Source organism: Herbiconiux liukaitaii, from assembly GCF_041927495.1.
Classification (GTDB): domain Bacteria; phylum Actinomycetota; class Actinomycetes; order Actinomycetales; family Microbacteriaceae; genus Herbiconiux; species Herbiconiux liukaitaii.
On the sequence record NZ_JBHFHG010000008.1, the window covers coordinates 84,193 to 100,020 of the forward strand.

Sequence of the window (15,828 nt, forward strand, 5' to 3'; positions counted from 1 at the left end):
GAGTCGTTAGATAATCTAGCCAAAAAAATAGTGCTGCGTGACCCATTGACAGGCGGGTCTTTTTTACTTAGAGCGTCTAGTCATCAGTGTTCCTCCCGTTATCCACATCGGTGGAGAACCTGTGGAGAATCGTGTTCACAGTTCGGCCCAGCCGCCGAGGTGGGCGGCGAGGTCGGCGAGCGGATCCGCAGGCCTCACGGGGGTGGATCGGCGCTCGGTCGTCCAGCCGTCGAGGTGGCCCCAGCGGCGCATCCTGGCGCGGGAGCGCGACGAGGTGACCGTGAGCTCGACGTCGCTCACGCCTTCGCTCTCGCCGTCGCCGTCGAGGGTGATCTCGGCGAGGGCGCCGCGGCCCACGCGGGTGGAGGCGTCGGTGAGGGCGCTGCCGACCGTCTCGAGGTCGGCTTCGGCGACGGCGAAGAGGGCGGATGCCTCCACGGTGGTGCGCGCGCGGAGGGCGGTGTCGCCGTCGGTCGTGACCCGGGAGTCGTGGGCGAACAGGTGGCCGGCGTCGAGCGGCACGACGACGATGGCGGTGGGGAGGAGCCGCAGCACGGTGTCGACGCACCGGTAGAGCGCGGCCGGTGGGCCGTCGGGGAGGCGGACCACGACGTCGGGGACCGCCGGAGCGAGGCCGCGACCCGTGGCTCCGGGCACGGTGATGCGGCTGAGGAGCGCGAGGGTCTCTGCGGTCTTCTTCTCGTGCGCCCGGCGAGGGTCGTCGCTCTCGCGGATCGCCGCGTCCGGCCCGTTGTGCCAGGCCACGGCCTCGGGCACGTGCGCCAGGACCGCTCCCGCCAGCCAGGCGCGGTGGGCCCAGTCCCAGTCCTCGCCGCCGTACTCCACGAAGGTCTCGTCGAAGCCTCCGAGCTCGTCGAAGAACCAGCGGGAGCAGGCGAGCACGGCGCCGATGAGGTAGCGGTACGAGCGCTCATCGGCATCGAGGAGGTCGCGTGAGGCCGCGTACGCTTCGGCGAGCCAGGCGGGCTCGGGCAGCTCGTGCGCGGGACCCGCCAGCTCGATGGGGATGGACACCTCGATGGGGAGCGCGGGCACCGCGGGGGTGCTGAGGGCGCTCAGGGCGGCGTGGCGGCGGTGGCCCACGGTGACGGCCTCGGGCGCGAGGGCGGGCAGGCGGATAATGGCGGAGACGTAGCCCGGCTCGGGGGCGGTGTCGGCGTCGAGGAAGCACAGCACCTCGCCCGTGGTCGCGGCGACGCCGGCATTGCGGGCCGCGGAGGCGCGGAATCCGCGGTCCTCGTGCACGATCAGCCGCACACCGGGGGGAACGGTCGGCGGCACCGCGGATCCGTCGTCGACCACCACGACCTCGAGCCGATCGGCCGGGTGCGTCTGCGCGTCGAGGGCGCGGAGCAGGCGGGCGAGGTCGTCGTGCTGCTCGTAGTGCACCACGACCACCGAGACGAACGGCGGCTCCGCGGGCTGCACCCCGTCGAGCACACTCCAGTCGTTGCCGGGCACGGCACGCCCGAACGGCGGCTGAGCGGTCACGCGTGCATCGTCTCGGCCCAGAAGGTGCAGTAGAGGTCCACGGTGTCGCGGTGCGTGGGGTGCAGCGACTCGTGGCCGGTGAGCCACGTGCTGCGCGGGTTCCGCAGGGCGTGGGCGATCGCGGCGGGCAGGTCGTCGCCCTCCACGAGCTCGATCGTGCCAGGACGGAGCGCCGCCATCTCCTCCATGTAGCGGCTGCGCACGGCGATGGGGCGGCGGCCGGCGGTGATCCACGAGGCCAGCGATCCCGAGGCCGACACGTGGTCGTGCGCGATCACGGGCACCGCCACCTGGCGCGACCGGCGCAGCAGCTCAGGGTCGCTCAGGTAGCCAGTGGCCTCGAACAGCACCCCGCGGCGCCTGGCGCGCTCCGTGAGAGTCTCGAGGTCGCGCTCGTGGCCGGCCGAGGCGCGCCCGAGCGCCATGACCTTCGGCCGCAGCGCCCGGTCGGTTGCCGAGGTGGCCGCGTGCTCGCGCAGCTGGTCTTCGTGCAGCTGTTCTTCGTGAAGCAGAGCGGCGACGGCCGCGATGGCTCGGTCGTGGCCCTTGCCCGGGTAGTAGAAGCCCAGGATCGCGACCGCGGGCTCGAGCAGCTCGGGCACGGCGAACGGATGCGCGGCGGCGACAGGCAGGGGGATGACCACGGGCGTCGCATCCTCATCCGTGAACCGACGCAGCAGCTCGGCCTCGTGCCTGCTGTTGCACACCACACCCGATGCCGCCCGCACCACGCGGCGGTAGGCCTCCGCGCGCCGGGGCAGGTGCTGCCGGTCGGAGGGCTGGGGCACGTCGTGCAGGGTCACCGTGACGCGGTGGTGCGCCGCCACGGCCTCCACGGCGCTCGCCGCCGAGGCGGCATCCGACCCCCAGAGCCGGTCGGTGAAGTGCAGGTGCACCCACTCCGCCCCCTCGCCCGCGGGGCGGAAGGGCGAGGCCACCTGCGCCACGGCGGGCACGGCCGACGAGACGGGCAGGGCCCCGGCGGCGCGCGCGTCCCACAGCTCGGTGGCCGGGTACGAGGCTCGCACGCTCTCGGCGAGGTGGCGGGCGTAGGTGCTGACCCCGTGCTCCGGCTGGCCGGTGAGGATGAGCGAGGGCGGCGCCCACTCCTCCTCCGGCCGCCGCGCGAGGTCGTCGGCGCGGGTCACGACGCGGCCAGCAGATCGAGCGCGGTGCGGTGCCTGGCGACCCCCGCGGTCACGACGTCGGGGTGCTCGCGATACCAGTCGAGGTGGATCGCGCGCAGCTCCTCCTCGGTCACCTGCACGCCGTCGATCGTCCAGTGCCCGGTGCTCGGCGTCTCGAGCCCCCACGCCTCGATGACCACGGGGTTCCGCGGAGCGTGGATGCCGTTGAGCAGTGGCCGGTCGAGCTCCGCAGGCGGGCCCTCGAGGCCCAGGTGGTCGGCCACGCGGGTGGCGAGCTCGGTCCACACGGGGTTGCCGGGGTGGTTGATGGTGCGCATGAGCTCGAAGCCCGGGCGGTCGAACAGGTCGGAGATGACCACGGCCTCGTGCCGCGACTCCCGGGAGCGCAGCTCGCGCTGCGAGAGCTCGGCGATGGCGAGCACGGCGGCCACCGTGAGCGGCGGCAGCGGGTCGCCTGCGGCCTCGGCGAGCGTGCGGAGGTCGTGGTACGGGGCCACGGGCGGGGTGAGCGACGGATCGCTCGGCGGGCGCACGATGGCGTGGGTGGGGTACAGCCCGGCCGAGCGGATGACGGGCATGACCGCGGTGCGGCAGTCGGAGGGCACGCGCGCGAAGAGCTGGCGGGTGCCGAGCGGCAGGCCGTGGTAGTCGTCGTGCACGGGCTGGCTGATGAGCACACCCGCGACCGCGAGGAGGGCCTCGAGGTGCGGCACGTCGGCTGCGGTCAGCTCGTGCACGGGGGGCATGCGCACCCAGGCCGTGGAGACGGGCAGAGCGAGACGCAGCGACTCGGCCTGGCAGTTGCCGAAGACGAGGCCGATCGGGCGGGCATCCGTCGGGCCGGGATTCGTCTGGCCGGCATCCGTCGGGCCGGGGATCGCCTGGCCGGCATCCGTGGTGTCGAGGCCGTAGAAGCGCGCGAAGTGGCGGCGGCGACCCTCGTCGACGGTGCCCTGCGGAGGGGTCGACGGCGCGACGGCGGCACGGGGAAGAGGCGTGGGGGTGGAAGGCATCCTCTCCAGGATGCCGTGATCCGGCCCCCACGCCATCCCTCCGGAGGATCGGGTCACTCTCGGCGGGTTGCACCCCGGTGCGAGAGGCTGGGGGGAGGCTCCTGCACCGGGGTGGTCTGGTGTCAGGCCGAGAGCGGCCCGAACGTGGCGTCGACCTCGGCGAGCTCGAGCTCGGCCGTGGTCTGGATGAGCTTGAGCAGCTCGGGGTCGAGACCGGGCGAGAACTCCTCGAGGCGCTCGGGGGCGATGAACGACGGAGAGCCGATGGGGGCCTGCTCGGTCGCCAGGAGCTCGGTGCCGTCGTTGGAGGGCGATGCGCCCTGGAAGATGCGGCCCGCCTCCGACTCGCCCTTGAGGTCGAACGAGTACTGCTTGCTCTGCAGCCCCAGGTCGACGAGCTTCTTGACCTCGGGGAACTGCTCCGCGTTGGTCTTCGGGATCGGCAGGGTCTTCTTCCAGTCGATGCCGAGCGTCTCGAGCGCCTTGGCGTAGGCGTTCTCGTGGGCCTGGTCGCGCACGATGAGGTAGGCGATGGTGGAGCGGGCCGTCTTGTTGGCGGTCATCTCGTACATGCGGCACTTCTGCAGCCGACCGGTCGACTCGAGCATGAGGTTGTAGAGCAGGTCGAGCACGAGGTTGCCCGAGTTGTAGACGTAGCTGCCGAGCCACGGGTTGCCCGCGGCGTCGACGGGCAGCGCACCCTGGGCGCCCACGAGGTAGTGGTGGATGTTGCCCGTGTCGAGCGCGATGCCGAGCGGGGTCGCTCCGCCGGCACCAGGGGTGTCGAGAGGATCGGTGGGCTTGCCCTGGTAGCGCGGCGAGCCGTCGAGCAGCCGGGAGATGGTGGTGCCGATGAGCTCGACGTGGCTGATCTCCTCGGTGCCGACGCCCTGGATGAGGTCGCGGTACGGCTTCGCGGCGGGGCCGCGGAAGTTCATGGCCTGGAAGAGGTACTGCATCATCGTGCGCATCTCGCCGAACTGGCCGCCGAGACCCTCCTGCAGGGCGTTGGCGGCTGCGGGATCGGGCTCGTCCGCCGCGATCTCGTTGATCCATTCCTGTGCGTGGAAATACATGGTCGACCTCCGTTGGGAGCGGACCTGTCGCCGCTCTGCCCCCACCATCGGTCGACCATCCGATTTCTCAGCCCCCCTTGATTTTCCGGCCGTGCGTGTGAGCGGGACGGCGACCGGGGGAGTAGATGTGGAGTCATGACTGCACGCGAGAACGACGACCGCATGGACGACCTCGACCTGGCCCAGGAGACCGTCACGAACGATGCCGTGGCGGGGGAGACCGTGTTCTCCGGCGAGGGCGAGGGCAACGACGGACCCACCGGGGGTGCCCCCGGCGAGGCCGAGCCCGACTGGGAGAACTACGCGCCCGGCGTGGCCGGTGAGGACGAGTCGCAGCCCGTGGGCGACAAGGCGCCCGACGATCTGCGCGACAGCGACCGGTAACCCGCGGGGGCGCAACCCCTGGCGGGTTCCCATCTGCGGCGTACGCTCCTGCGCATGAGCGACACCGCAGACACCCCCACCACCCCCGACACCACCCCGGACAACCCCAACGGACCCGGCGCTCGCGAGAGCTTCGCCGAGAACGAGCAGATCGCATCCGCCGACGAGCCCGAGATGCTCGGCGGCGCAGGCCCCGACCCCTCGCAGTCGGCGAGCAAGGACCCCGAGGACTGGGTGACCGGCGACGAGCCGATGACCGGCCCGCAGAAGAGCTACCTCGACACCCTGCTCCGCGAGGCGGGCGAGGAGCTGCCGGCGAACCTCACGAAGGCGGAGGCCTCCGAGCACATCGACCGGCTGCAGAAGGCCACCGGCCGCGGACAGTAGCTGGCAGGCCGGCAGGTACGCGAAAGGCCCCGGCTCCCCTTGCGGGAGGCCGGGGCCTTTCGGCGATCAACCGGTGATCAGTAGGTCGTCGGCACCATCGACATGGCGGCGGTGAAGCTGATGATCGACACGATGATGCCGATCACGAAGAGCACGGCTCCGATGATGACGCCCGCGAGTGCAGGCGTGTTCTTGTAGCCGGCCTTCTTCGACTGCGACAGCGCGATGGCGCTGATGATCAGGCCGATGAGGTTCGCGATGATGGCGACGACGAGACCGACGATGCCGAGGGTCTTGCCCGGGTAGTCGGTGCCGGCCGGCGCGCTGATGAGTGTGTCTTTGTTCGACATGGTGTCCCCCTGGTAGTTCGACTGTGGAAGTACCGAGAGTATCCCGATCCGGCGGCGATGGCACGCCAGGCGCACCCGAACGGGGGTAATGGGGGTGAAAGATAGGTGAATGGTCACTCTCCCCAATGGCGTTGTCGCCCCCCTGCTGCGCCTCATGAGGGCGAACCGGGTCTTCGTCTCGGAGGAGGGTGCACGACGCCGCGTGCGGGAGCGCGAGCTGCGGCCCGTGCCGTACGGGCCGCCCTCGCGGTTGAGGCCCGATGTGCGGGTCGACGTGGCGCACACCGACTGGCCGATCTACACGATCACACCCCGTTCCGGCCGAGCCGGCGCGGGCGCGGGCACTCGCACGGGTGAGCAGGCCGCACCTCGCGGCAGCGTGGTCTACGTGCACGGCGGCGGGTGGGTCGGCGAGATCGCCACGCAGCACTGGCACCTCGCCGCGCAGCTCGCCGCCGAGGCGAACACCACCGTGACCCTCCCGATCTACCCGCTCATCCCCTTCGGAACCGCGCTCGAGGCCGCGGACGGCGTGGCCGACCTTGTGCGCGCGAACCTCGCCGTGCACGGGCCGACGGTGCTGGCGGGCGACTCCGCCGGTGGTCAGATCTCGCTCTCCACGGCGCTCGCGCTGCGCGACGAGCACGGCATCGTGCTGCCGCGCACGGTGCTCATCTCACCCGCACTCGACCTGACCTGGAGCAATCCGCGCATCCCCGAGGTGCAGCCGAGCGATCCGTGGCTCGCCACACCGGGCGGGCGTGTGCTGGCCGAGCACTGGCGCGGCGATCGGGATCTGCTCGACGCCGTGGTGAGCCCGCTCGAGGGGGATCTCGCGGGGCTAGGGCCCATCACGCTCTTCAGCGGCACACGCGACGTGCTGAATCCGGATGCGCGGCTGCTCGTGCAGAAGGCCGCCGCGGCGGGTGTGGAGCTCGACTACCACGAGGGTGCGGGGCTCGTGCACGTGTTCCCGCTGCTGCCCACCGCTGAGGGGCGTGCCGCGCGTGCCACGATCGTGCGCGCGGTGAAGACGGCGCTCGCCGCCTGAGCAGGAGGCGAGGCAGCGCTGCGCAGGTCAGGCGCTGCGCAGGTCAGGCGCGGCTGCGGATGTAGCGCAGGAGGGCGGCGATGATCGCGAGGATCACGAGCACGAGGCCCACCCACAGCAGGAACTTGGCCGCTTCGATGAAGATGCCGAGCGCGAGCAGGACGAGGCCGATGATGATGACTGCGATCACGATTCCGTACATGCCCCCAGTCTGCACCGGCTGAGCGCATCCCGCTCGCGGAGGTGGGTGGCGGCGTCAGGCCGAGGTGCAGTCGAGACCGGCAGCGCTCAAGCGTGCGAGGGCCTCCTCGTGCCGCGCGGGGTGTGCGTGCAGGGCGGGCCCCTCGGCCGGGGTCGCGGTCAGCAGCAGTTCGAAGCGGTCGAGGGCGCCGATGACCCCGAGGCTCGTGCGCCCGAGCTTCGACGAATCTGCCACCACGACCGCGCGATCCGCCGCGGCGAGCATGGCCTGCTTGAGCTCGGTCTCGGGGAGGTTGACGTTGGTGACGCCCGCCACCGCATCCACCCCGGTGCACCCGATGAAGGCCAGGTCGGCGCGGATGCCCGTGAGCAGCATCGAGGCGTACGGTGCCACGAGCGAGTGCTGCAGCGGGCGAAGGGTGCCGCCCGTCACCACCACGGTGAAGCGCGGGATGGCGGGCTCGAGCGCGAGGGCGATGCTGAGGCCGTTGGTGATGACCACCACGTCGTCGAGATCGTCGCGCTCGAGCAGGGCGTCGGCCACCGCGGCCGTGGTGGTGCCGACGTCGAGCAGCACGCTCGATCCGCTCTCGACGAGTGCGGCGCCTGCTCGGCCGATGCGGCGCTTCTCGTCGGCCGCGTTCGCCCGCGCCAGGTCGAAGGGGGTCTCGCTGCGGGGTGCGGAGCCGCGGGCCACGGCGCCGCCGTGCACCCGATCCACAGATCCCTCGCGCTCCAGGGCTGCGAGGTCGGAGCGCACCGTCACCTCGGAGACGCCGAGCACGCCGCTCAGCACAGCCACACGCGCGAAGCCCGTCTCGGCCACGAGGCTCAGGATGCGGCGTCGGCGCACGGCGGCCGGGTCGCCGGCACCGCCTGTGCCGCCTGTGCTGCTGATCTCCTCGTCAAGCATGCCGCCAGCTTACAGATTCGAAAGCAGATCGCGCTTGACTTTCGCAAACGAAACTGGGGTAATCGGAGGGTGAGCACACCGAGCGGCGCCGTCATCAAGCGCGCCACCACCCTCTCCGACGGCCGCGAGCTGATCTACTTCGACGACGCCGACACCCGGCTCCCGCCCTCGCGGGCCGAGGATGCGCGACCGGTCGCCCCCCGCCCTCCCGTGGCCGAGATGCGGCAGGACGTGCTGACGGGCGACTGGATCTCGATCGCCGCCGCCCGCCAGAACCGCGTGATGCTGCCGCCCAAGCACCTCGATCCGCTCGCGCCCTCGACCGCCGACCACCTCACCGAGGTGCCGAGCGACTACGACGTCGCGGTGTTCGAGAACAAGTCGCCCTCGTTCGGTCCCGACCTCGCCGAGGCCGGCGTCGATCCGCTGCACGAGCTCAGCGAGCTCCGGCGTGTGGGGCTCGGCCGCACGGCGACCTCGGTGGGGCGCTGCGAAGTGGTGTGCTTCAGCCCCGCCACGGAGGGCTCTCTCTCGGAGCTGCCCGTCTCGCGCGTGCGCACGGTCATCGAGGCGTGGGCCGATCGCACCGCGGCGCTCTCGCTGCTGCCCGGGGTGCAGCAGGTGTTCCCGTTCGAGAACCGCGGTGAGGCGATCGGTGTGACGCTGCATCACCCGCACGGCCAGATCTACGCGTATCCGTACGTCACGCCGCGCACGCAGAAGCTCATCGACTCGATCGAGCGCTACGACGGCGATCTGTTCGCCGACATCCTCGCGTTCGAGCAGGGGTCGAACCGCGTGCTCGTGCAGGGGGAGCACTTCACGGCGTTCGTGCCGTTCGCGGCGCGCTGGCCCGTGGAGGTGCACCTGCTGCCGCACCGGCATGTCGCCGACTTCGCCGGGCTCACGGCGGAGGAGCGGGACGAGCTCGCGGTGGTGCTCCGGCGCCTCCTGCGTGGGCTCGACCGGCTGTACGACACGCCCACGCCGTACATCGCGGCCTGGCACCAGGCGCCCGTGCACGAGCACCGCGACGACATCCGGCTCATGCTGCAGATCACGTCGCCCCGACGCGCGGCCGACAAGCTCAAGTTCCTGGCCGGGTCGGAGGCGGCCATGGGGGCGTTCATCGGCGACGTGCCGCCGGAGAGCTCGGCCCGTCTCCTCCGCGAGGCGCTCGAGCGCGCCGATCGGGCTGATGGTGCCGATGGGGCTAATGACGCCAATGGCGCCAATGGTGCCAATGGTGCCAATGGTGCCGATGGCGGCGACGGGGCCGAAAGTGGCAGCTGGGCCGATGGCGGGCAAGGCCTCTCGGCCGAGCCGCGACCGGAAGCCGACACGGATCCCGAGGCGGGAACGCGCCGTGAGGCCGAGCTGCATCCTGAGACCGAGAGCGTGGAGGACCCGTCGTGACCCGTGAGCACCTGCTCGAGGCGGCTGCGGCCGGCTTCGCCCGACTCTACGGCCGGGCCCCGACCTCGCTGTGGGCGGCACCCGGCCGGGTGAACCTCATCGGCGAGCACACCGACTACAACGACGGCTTCGTGCTGCCCTTCGCCATCGACCGCCACACGGTGATGGCGGCGGCCCCCCGCACCGACCGCGTGATGCGCGTGGCGAGCGAGTTCGCGGGTGCCCACACCGCCTCCGAATCCGACACCGTCTCCGAATCCGAATCCGACACCGCGTCCGGAGCGGACGCAGGTGCTGGGGCGCCCGAAGTGGTGGAGGCGGCGATCGACGGGCTGTCGCCGGAGACGCTCTCGGGATGGTCCGCGTATCCGCTGGGTGTGGTGTGGGCCGCCGGTCGGCACGGTGCCGACCTCGCCGCCGTGCACGGGCTCGACCTGTACTTCGTCTCGGACGTGCCCCTCGGCGCGGGACTGTCGTCGTCGGCCGCCATCGAATCGGTGGTCGCCATCGCCCTCGACGAGCTCTGGAGCCTCGGCTTCGACCGCCCCACCCTGGCAGAGCTCGGCCGCCTGGCCGAGAACGAGGCCGTGGGGGCGCCCACGGGCATCATGGACCAGTCCGCCGTGCTCCTCGGCGCCCGCGACTCGGCCGTTCTGCTCGACTGCCGCTCGAAGGAGTCGACCCTCGTGCCCCTCGGGCTGCACGACGAGCAGCTCGCGATCGTGGTCACCGACACCCGCGTCGACCACGCGCACGCCACGGGCGGCTACGCCGACCGCCGCGCCTCGTGCGAGCGCGGGGCGGCCGTGCTCGGGGTGCCCTCGCTCCGCGATCTCACGATCGACGACCTCCCCCGCGCCGAGCGCGACCTCGACGACGAGACGTTCCGCCGCGTGCGGCACATCGTCACCGAGAACGCCAGGGTGCTCGCGCTCGTGGAACGGTTGCGCGCCGCCGGCCCCGGCGCGATCGGCGAGCTGCTCGACGCCTCGCACACCTCCATGCGCGACGACTTCGAGATCTCGGTGCCCGAGCTCGACCTCTCGGTCGAGGTGGCCCGCAGGGTGGGTGCTGTGGGGTCGCGGATGACGGGCGGCGGCTTCGGCGGATCGTCCCTCGCCGTGATCGACCGCCGTCTCGTCGGCGAGCTGCGTGCGGCCCAGCGGGAGGCGTTCGCCGCCGCCGGCTACGCCGAGCCCGTGGTGTTCGAGGTGGTACCGTCGCAGGGCGCCGAGCGGCTGCCGCTCGCAGGTGCAGGTGCAGGTGCAGGTGCGAGTGCCGGTGTCGGCGCGACGGATGGGATCGACTCGATCGGGGGATCGCTGTGAGCTGGCTCGTGACGGGAGGGGCCGGGTACATCGGCTCCCACGTGGTGAAGGCGCTCGGTGAGGCCGGGCTGACCGCTGTGGTGCTCGACGACCTCTCGAGCGGGCACGAGGGCTTCGTGCCCGAGGGTGTTCCGTTCGTGCGCGGCAGCATCCTCGACGGCGACCTCGTGGAGGCGACGCTGCGCGAGCACGGTGTGACGGGTGTCATCCACGTGGCCGGCTACAAGTACGCGGGCGTCTCGGTGAGCAGGCCGCTGCACACCTACGAGCAGAACGTCACGGGCACCGCCCTGCTGCTCGAGCGCATGCAGACCGTCGGTGTCGACCGGCTCGTGTTCTCCTCGAGCGCCGCGGTCTACGGCACACCCGACACCGACCTCGTGACCGAGGAGACCCCCAAGGCCCCCGAGTCGCCCTACGGCGAGTCGAAGCTCATCGGCGAGTGGCTGCTGCGCGACCAGGCGAGGGCCGCCGGCCTGCGAGCCACGGCGCTGCGCTACTTCAACGTGGTGGGGTCGGGGTCGCCCGAGCTCTTCGACTCGAGCCCGCACAACCTGTTCCCGCTCGTGTTCGCCGCGCTCGCCGAGGGGCGCACACCGCGCATCAACGGCGACGACTACGACACCCCTGACGGCACGTGCGTGCGCGACTACATCCACGTCTCGGATCTCGCGCTCGCCCACGTGGAGGCCGCGCGCCGGCTCGACGCGGGCGAGGAGCTGCTGCCCGCCTACAACCTGGGCTCGGGCGACGGCGTCTCGGTGCGACAGATCATGGACACCGTGGCCGAGGTGACGGGCATCGACTTCACCCCCGAGGTGGCACCGCGGCGCCCGGGCGACCCGGCGCGCATCGTGGCGGCGGGCGATCTCGCGGCGCGCGACCTCGGCTGGAGCATGCGGCACTCGCTGCGCGACATGGTCTCCTCGGCCTGGACGGCCCAGCCCCGCGCCTGATCGCGGTCAGGCCGGGCGGCGGCGGGTGGTGGCGAGGGCTGCTGCGCCGAGGGCGAGGAGGATCGCGGCCCACAGGGCCGGGTCGAGCGAACCGCCGGTGGCCGCGAGAGCGGGACCCGCGGCAGGGGTCGGCGACGGGCCCGGGGTGGGTGCGGGCGTCGGTGTCGGCGTGGGTGTCGGCAGCGCTCGCAGCGCGGTCAGGAAGGACGCCACGTCGATGAGGCCCGCTCCGCTGGTCTCGGCGGGCACGGTGCCGAGCCAGGTCTGCGTGAGCGGCGTCGCCGAGCTCGTGAGCGCCTCCGTGAGCTGCGCATCCGTGGCGGTCGGCGCGGCCTGGCGGCCGAGGGCGAGCACTCCCGCCACCACCGGAGTGGCCGCCGAGGTGCCCGAGTAGACGAACACGTCGCCGTAGGGCACACCGAAGAACGTCGTGGGGATGCCGTCGAGACTCGTGATGGTCGGCCCCACCTTCAGCTCGGGCTCGGTCAGCCGCTCCGGGGCGATGCCGGCCTCGGTGACGTCGCCGAAGTAGCGCACCTGCGGGCCCGCCGAGCTGAACCGCTCGAGCGAGGTGAACGAGAAGGCCGCGGCCACCGTGATGCTGCTCGGGTTGGCGGCGCGGCCCACGAGGGTCGATCCGATGGTGTCGGTCTCGGTCGACTCGAAGTACTCGACGTCCACGACGGTGCGCTCCCCGTCGTCGCTGAAGAACTGGAACGACACGGGCAGCGGATCGGTCGTCTCCGAGGCCACACGGGCGATCACGAGCGACCTCGTGGTGAGCACCTCGGTGGCGAGCGATGCGAAGAGGCCGCCCGCAGCGATGGGCAGACCCGACTCCGGGTCGGGCGAGATCGTGTTCTCGACGTCGACGGTGCCGTCGGCGTTCAGGAAGAACGCGTAGAGCTGCGAGGTGGTGGCGTAGGGAGCCTCGCCCCACTGCAGCACACCCGAGTACGGGTAGTCGGAGGCCTTGGGCGGCGGGTAGAGGGTGATGGTGTCGGTGTTGTCCTCCGCCGCGCCCGGATCGAAGTCGAGGCATTCGAGCGCGATCCCGGGCAGCTGCTCCTCGACGCTCGCGGGGCATCCGGTGTCGCGGAAGGCGGTGGTCTGCCAGCTCGCGATGCTGTAGCCGGCACTCGGGAACGGCGGGCCGATGTCATCCGTCTCGCCCACGTGGTTGAGGTTGCCGGCGGCGACCGTGTAGAGCACACCCGCCTCGGTCGCGCGCTCGGCCGCGCTCGCCGCGAAGCCCGAGGCGAAGGCCAGGTCGCCCTCGATCATGATGTCGTCGACGATGATGTCCACGTCGGCCGCCACGAGGGCGTCGATGGCGTCGGCGACCGTCTGATCCTCCTCGGCGAGGGTGCCGTCGGGGTCGTTGCTAGCCCCCGTCGCGAACGCGAGCTTGGCTGCCGGTGCGATGGCGTGCACGATCTGCAGCATCGCGCGGCCCTCGTCGTCGCTCGCGACGCTGTCGTCGACCTTGAGCACCGGATCGGTGAAGCCGCACGGGTTGCCGAGGCCGGGCAGGGCGCCGGAGGCCACGTCGGCGGCGGCATCCGTGGCCGGCGTGGGGTTGGTGGGGGTGGGGGCGTAGTTGTCGTAGGAGGTGGAGATGACGCCGATTGTGAGGCCGGCGCCGTCGAGGCCTGCGTTCTGCAGTGAGTCGATACCGAGCGCCCTGACGACGTCGTAGGCCGGGGACGGCGTGCAGGCATCCGTCGCCGTGGGGGCGGTGGCGGATGCGGGGGCGGCCTGGGCGGGGAGCGACGGGGTGGCGAGCGCGAGCGCGACGAGGGCGGGCACGGCCAGCAGAGCAGGGAGGCGCTTCACGATCGCGAGCCTAACGGCGGTGCCGCCCCGCGCGCAGGGGTGCACGTAGTACCCCGTCAGTTGCGGGCGTCGGCCACGTCGCGTGCCTTGAGGTGGCGGGTGTTCGAGACCGGGTGGGTGCCGAGCACGATCTTGCCGCGGGAGTGCAGCTTGTCGAGATCGGCGTAGGCCACCGCCACCTCGCTGAGTGCGTAGTACCCCGAGACGAGCAGGTGGAACGCCTGCTTCTCGGCGAGGCCCACGAGCACCTCGAGCTGGCGGGTGCCGTGCTCCACCGACGCGGGGTCGTCGAGCAGCAGCTTGAGCTCGATCTCGCGGCGGTCGGCGCTCGAGCGGTAGCGGGACATCGGAACGCCGAGTTCGGCGGCGAGCAGGTGGCCGTCCTGACCGAAGTTGTCGATGAACGCCGTCACGCCCTTGGGGGCGAGGGCGCGGATGCGGTCGGCGATGCCCTCGCCGTACTTCACGGGGGTGATGCCGATCTGGCGCAGGTAGTCGAAGTTGCGGTCGCCGCACGTGCCGATGACGGTGGCGCCACGGTACTTGGCCACCTGGGCCTCGATGCTGCCCACACCGCCCGCGGCGGCCGAGACCACCACGGTGTCGCCCGCGCCGATGCGCAGCTCGTCGAGCACGTCGAGAGCGGTCGCGCCGGAGAGGAACAGGCCGCCTGCGGCCTCCCAGCCGAGGCGGTTGGGCTTCCTCACGATCGACGTCACGGGCACCGTGATGTAGGTGGCGTGCGCACCCGAGCGCACGTGCCCGACCACCTCGCAGCCGCGGGGGAACGCCTTGTCGGCGGAGTCGACCACGATGCCGGCGAAGTCGCTGCCCGAGCGGCGGGGGAACGGCACGTCGGCCCAGGACTCCTCCTTGCCGCTGCGGATGAAGCCGTCGATGTGACTGATGCCCGTGACGATGACCTCGATGGTCACCTCGCCCCGGCCGGCCGGCTTGAGCGGGCGGATGCGCGAGTGCAGCACCTCCGACGTGCCCACCCTGTCGTACTCGATGACACTGGTCTCGCTCGGCTTCTTCACCGCGATCACCTCCTGGGTTCTGGGCTCAGAGTATTCCGGAAGGCGGGCTGAGACCAGAGCCGCGTCAGGGTTCGTCGAGGGCCCTCAGGGTCCACTCGAGCGAGGTGCTCGCGCCGGGGGAGAGGATGCGCAGGTCGGTGCCGGAATTGAGCGCGTCGGGCGGGCAGGTCATGGGCTCGACGGCGAGCGCGTGCCGACGATCCGGCCCCGGATTGTGGTCGGCCGAGTAGAGCTGCACCCAGGGGGTACCCGCCCTGATCCCCATCTCGACCCCGCGCGGCCCGCCCCCGCCCGAGCCCGCCGAGCCCGAGCCGGCCGCATGCGCGGGGTCGGTGAGGCGGATCACCACGCGACCGTCGGCATCCGGCTGCAGCGCGGTGAACGCATGGTTGAGCACGGTGCCGCCGATGAGCCGCGGCCTGCTGAAGTCGAGGCCGCCGCCGGAACCGGTGGGGGTGGTGGTGACGCCGCCGGGGTCGTCGACCGCGACTCGGGCCACGGGGAGGAGCCGGTCGGGGGAGACGAGGAGCACCTCGTGGGCGGGGAGCTCGAGCTCCCAGCCGTCGACCGCGCCGGGTGCCGCCGGCCCCGCGAGCAGGTAGGGATGCACCCCCATGCCGAACGGCGCGGGCCGATCGCTCTCGTTGGTGGCGGTGATGCGCTGCCGGAACCCGCCCACCCCCACCGAGAACTCCACATCAAGTCGCACCCGCCACGGATACCCCTCCTGAGCCTCGATCCACCCGGTGAGCACCACCCGATCGGACCCCGCCGCGGAGCCCCGCGCGGCGGGGTGGGCCGGAGGGGCCGCGGTGGCGACCGGAGTGGGGGCGGTGGGCGTGGGGTGGGCTGGGGTGGCGGCCGGCTCGGGGGTTGGCGCGGGGTGGAAGGGGAGGGAGTGGGCGAGGCCGTGGGCGGCGTTGCCCGTTTCGGGCTCGGTGAGCTCGAGCTGGTGGGTGCTGCCGTCGAAGGTGTAGCGGCCGTCAGCGGTGCGGTTGGGCCACGGAGCGAGGAGGGCGCCGCGCATAGTGGGGCGGGGCTCGTCGACGCCGAAGGGCACCACGAGGTCGCGCCCGCGGAACGTGAGCGCCCGCAGTGTGGCACCCTCGGAGACGACGCGCGCCTCGTACCCACCCGCCGCGATCCCGAACTCCTCCCTCACCATGCCCGCTCCTCCCTCACTACGCGCAGATTACCTCGCACCCGCGCCGCGGGGA

The 15,828-nt window shown here is 72.0% G+C and carries 15 protein-coding genes and 1 pseudogene; 6 read left to right on the top strand and 10 right to left on the bottom strand.

The features are described 5' to 3' along the window. Window positions 1–135: 135 nt before the first annotated feature. The 4 genes from ACEXQC_RS16930 to ACEXQC_RS16945 all read right to left on the bottom strand — a co-directional run bounded on the left by ACEXQC_RS16930 (window position 136) and on the right by ACEXQC_RS16945 (window position 4,749). Complete coding sequence (locus ACEXQC_RS16930; protein WP_374825096.1) at window positions 136–1,512, bottom strand: glycosyltransferase family 2 protein; 1,377 nt, start codon at window positions 1,510–1,512, stop codon at window positions 136–138. Beyond that, complete coding sequence (locus tag ACEXQC_RS16935; RefSeq protein ID WP_374825098.1) at window positions 1,509–2,660, bottom strand: glycosyltransferase family protein; 1,152 nt, start codon at window positions 2,658–2,660, stop codon at window positions 1,509–1,511. Before ACEXQC_RS16935 ends, ACEXQC_RS16930 begins: the two co-directional genes overlap by 4 nt. Beyond that, complete coding sequence (locus ACEXQC_RS16940) at window positions 2,657–3,673, bottom strand: WcbI family polysaccharide biosynthesis putative acetyltransferase (RefSeq protein WP_374825100.1); 1,017 nt, start codon at window positions 3,671–3,673, stop codon at window positions 2,657–2,659. Before ACEXQC_RS16940 ends, ACEXQC_RS16935 begins: the two co-directional genes overlap by 4 nt. 122 nt (window positions 3,674–3,795) lie before the next feature. After that, window positions 3,796–4,749 (bottom strand): manganese catalase family protein, encoded by a 954-nt coding sequence (locus tag ACEXQC_RS16945; protein WP_374825102.1) that lies wholly within the window; start codon window positions 4,747–4,749, stop codon window positions 3,796–3,798. A gap of 135 nt (window positions 4,750–4,884) precedes the next feature. On the opposite strand from ACEXQC_RS16945, the gene ACEXQC_RS16950 reads away from it, so the two are divergent. Further along, the gene (locus tag ACEXQC_RS16950) at window positions 4,885–5,133 is read left to right on the top strand and encodes a hypothetical protein (protein ID WP_374825104.1); all 249 of its coding nucleotides are present in this window, start codon (window positions 4,885–4,887) and stop codon (window positions 5,131–5,133) included. 174 nt (window positions 5,134–5,307) lie between these two features. Continuing rightward, the gene (locus ACEXQC_RS16955) at window positions 5,308–5,520 is read left to right on the top strand and encodes a DUF3072 domain-containing protein (protein ID WP_374825723.1); all 213 of its coding nucleotides are present in this window, start codon (window positions 5,308–5,310) and stop codon (window positions 5,518–5,520) included. Between the two features lie 77 nt (window positions 5,521–5,597). Here ACEXQC_RS16955 and ACEXQC_RS16960 read toward each other — a convergent pair whose 3' ends face one another. Then, a complete protein-coding gene (locus ACEXQC_RS16960) occupies window positions 5,598–5,870 on the bottom strand; it encodes a hypothetical protein (RefSeq protein ID WP_374825106.1) in 273 nt (90 codons plus the stop codon). Between the two features lie 109 nt (window positions 5,871–5,979). Between ACEXQC_RS16960 and ACEXQC_RS16965 the strand changes: the two genes are divergently transcribed. Further along, the gene (locus ACEXQC_RS16965) at window positions 5,980–6,921 is read left to right on the top strand and encodes an alpha/beta hydrolase (RefSeq protein ID WP_374825108.1); all 942 of its coding nucleotides are present in this window, start codon (window positions 5,980–5,982) and stop codon (window positions 6,919–6,921) included. A 43-nt stretch (window positions 6,922–6,964) separates the two neighbouring features. Here the strand turns inward: ACEXQC_RS16965 and ACEXQC_RS16970 are convergent, their stop codons facing one another. Next, the gene (locus ACEXQC_RS16970; RefSeq protein ID WP_374825110.1) at window positions 6,965–7,123 is read right to left on the bottom strand and encodes a hypothetical protein; all 159 of its coding nucleotides are present in this window, start codon (window positions 7,121–7,123) and stop codon (window positions 6,965–6,967) included. A 54-nt stretch (window positions 7,124–7,177) separates the two neighbouring features. Then, entirely contained in the window at window positions 7,178–8,035 is an 858-nt protein-coding gene (locus ACEXQC_RS16975) for a DeoR/GlpR family DNA-binding transcription regulator (protein WP_374825112.1), read from the bottom strand. Between the two features lie 69 nt (window positions 8,036–8,104). Between ACEXQC_RS16975 and galT the strand changes: the two are divergent. The 3 genes and pseudogenes from galT to galE form a co-directional block, all read left to right on the top strand. Beyond that, window positions 8,105–9,217: pseudogene (galT, locus tag ACEXQC_RS16980) on the top strand (galactose-1-phosphate uridylyltransferase); the annotation flags it as partial. Window positions 9,218–9,447: 230 nt separating this feature from the next. Beyond that, on the top strand, window positions 9,448–10,779 hold the full coding sequence (gene galK / locus ACEXQC_RS16985) for a galactokinase (RefSeq protein ID WP_374825114.1): 1,332 nt from the start codon (window positions 9,448–9,450) through the stop codon (window positions 10,777–10,779). Then, entirely contained in the window at window positions 10,776–11,735 is a 960-nt protein-coding gene (galE, locus tag ACEXQC_RS16990; protein ID WP_374825116.1) for a UDP-glucose 4-epimerase GalE, read from the top strand. Before galK ends, galE begins: the two co-directional genes overlap by 4 nt. Before the next feature lie 6 nt (window positions 11,736–11,741). On the opposite strand, the gene ACEXQC_RS16995 is transcribed toward galE, so the two are convergent. The 3 genes from ACEXQC_RS16995 to ACEXQC_RS17005 form a co-directional block, all read right to left on the bottom strand. Then, window positions 11,742–13,571: a S8 family serine peptidase gene (locus ACEXQC_RS16995; RefSeq protein WP_374825118.1), complete on the bottom strand. Its 1,830-nt coding sequence runs from the start codon at window positions 13,569–13,571 to the stop codon at window positions 11,742–11,744. 56 nt (window positions 13,572–13,627) lie between these two features. Further along, entirely contained in the window at window positions 13,628–14,611 is a 984-nt protein-coding gene (locus tag ACEXQC_RS17000) for an NADP-dependent oxidoreductase (RefSeq protein WP_374825120.1), read from the bottom strand. 64 nt (window positions 14,612–14,675) lie between these two features. Next, window positions 14,676–15,776 (bottom strand): aldose 1-epimerase family protein, encoded by a 1,101-nt coding sequence (locus ACEXQC_RS17005; protein WP_374825122.1) that lies wholly within the window; start codon window positions 15,774–15,776, stop codon window positions 14,676–14,678. Window positions 15,777–15,828 lie beyond the last annotated feature (52 nt).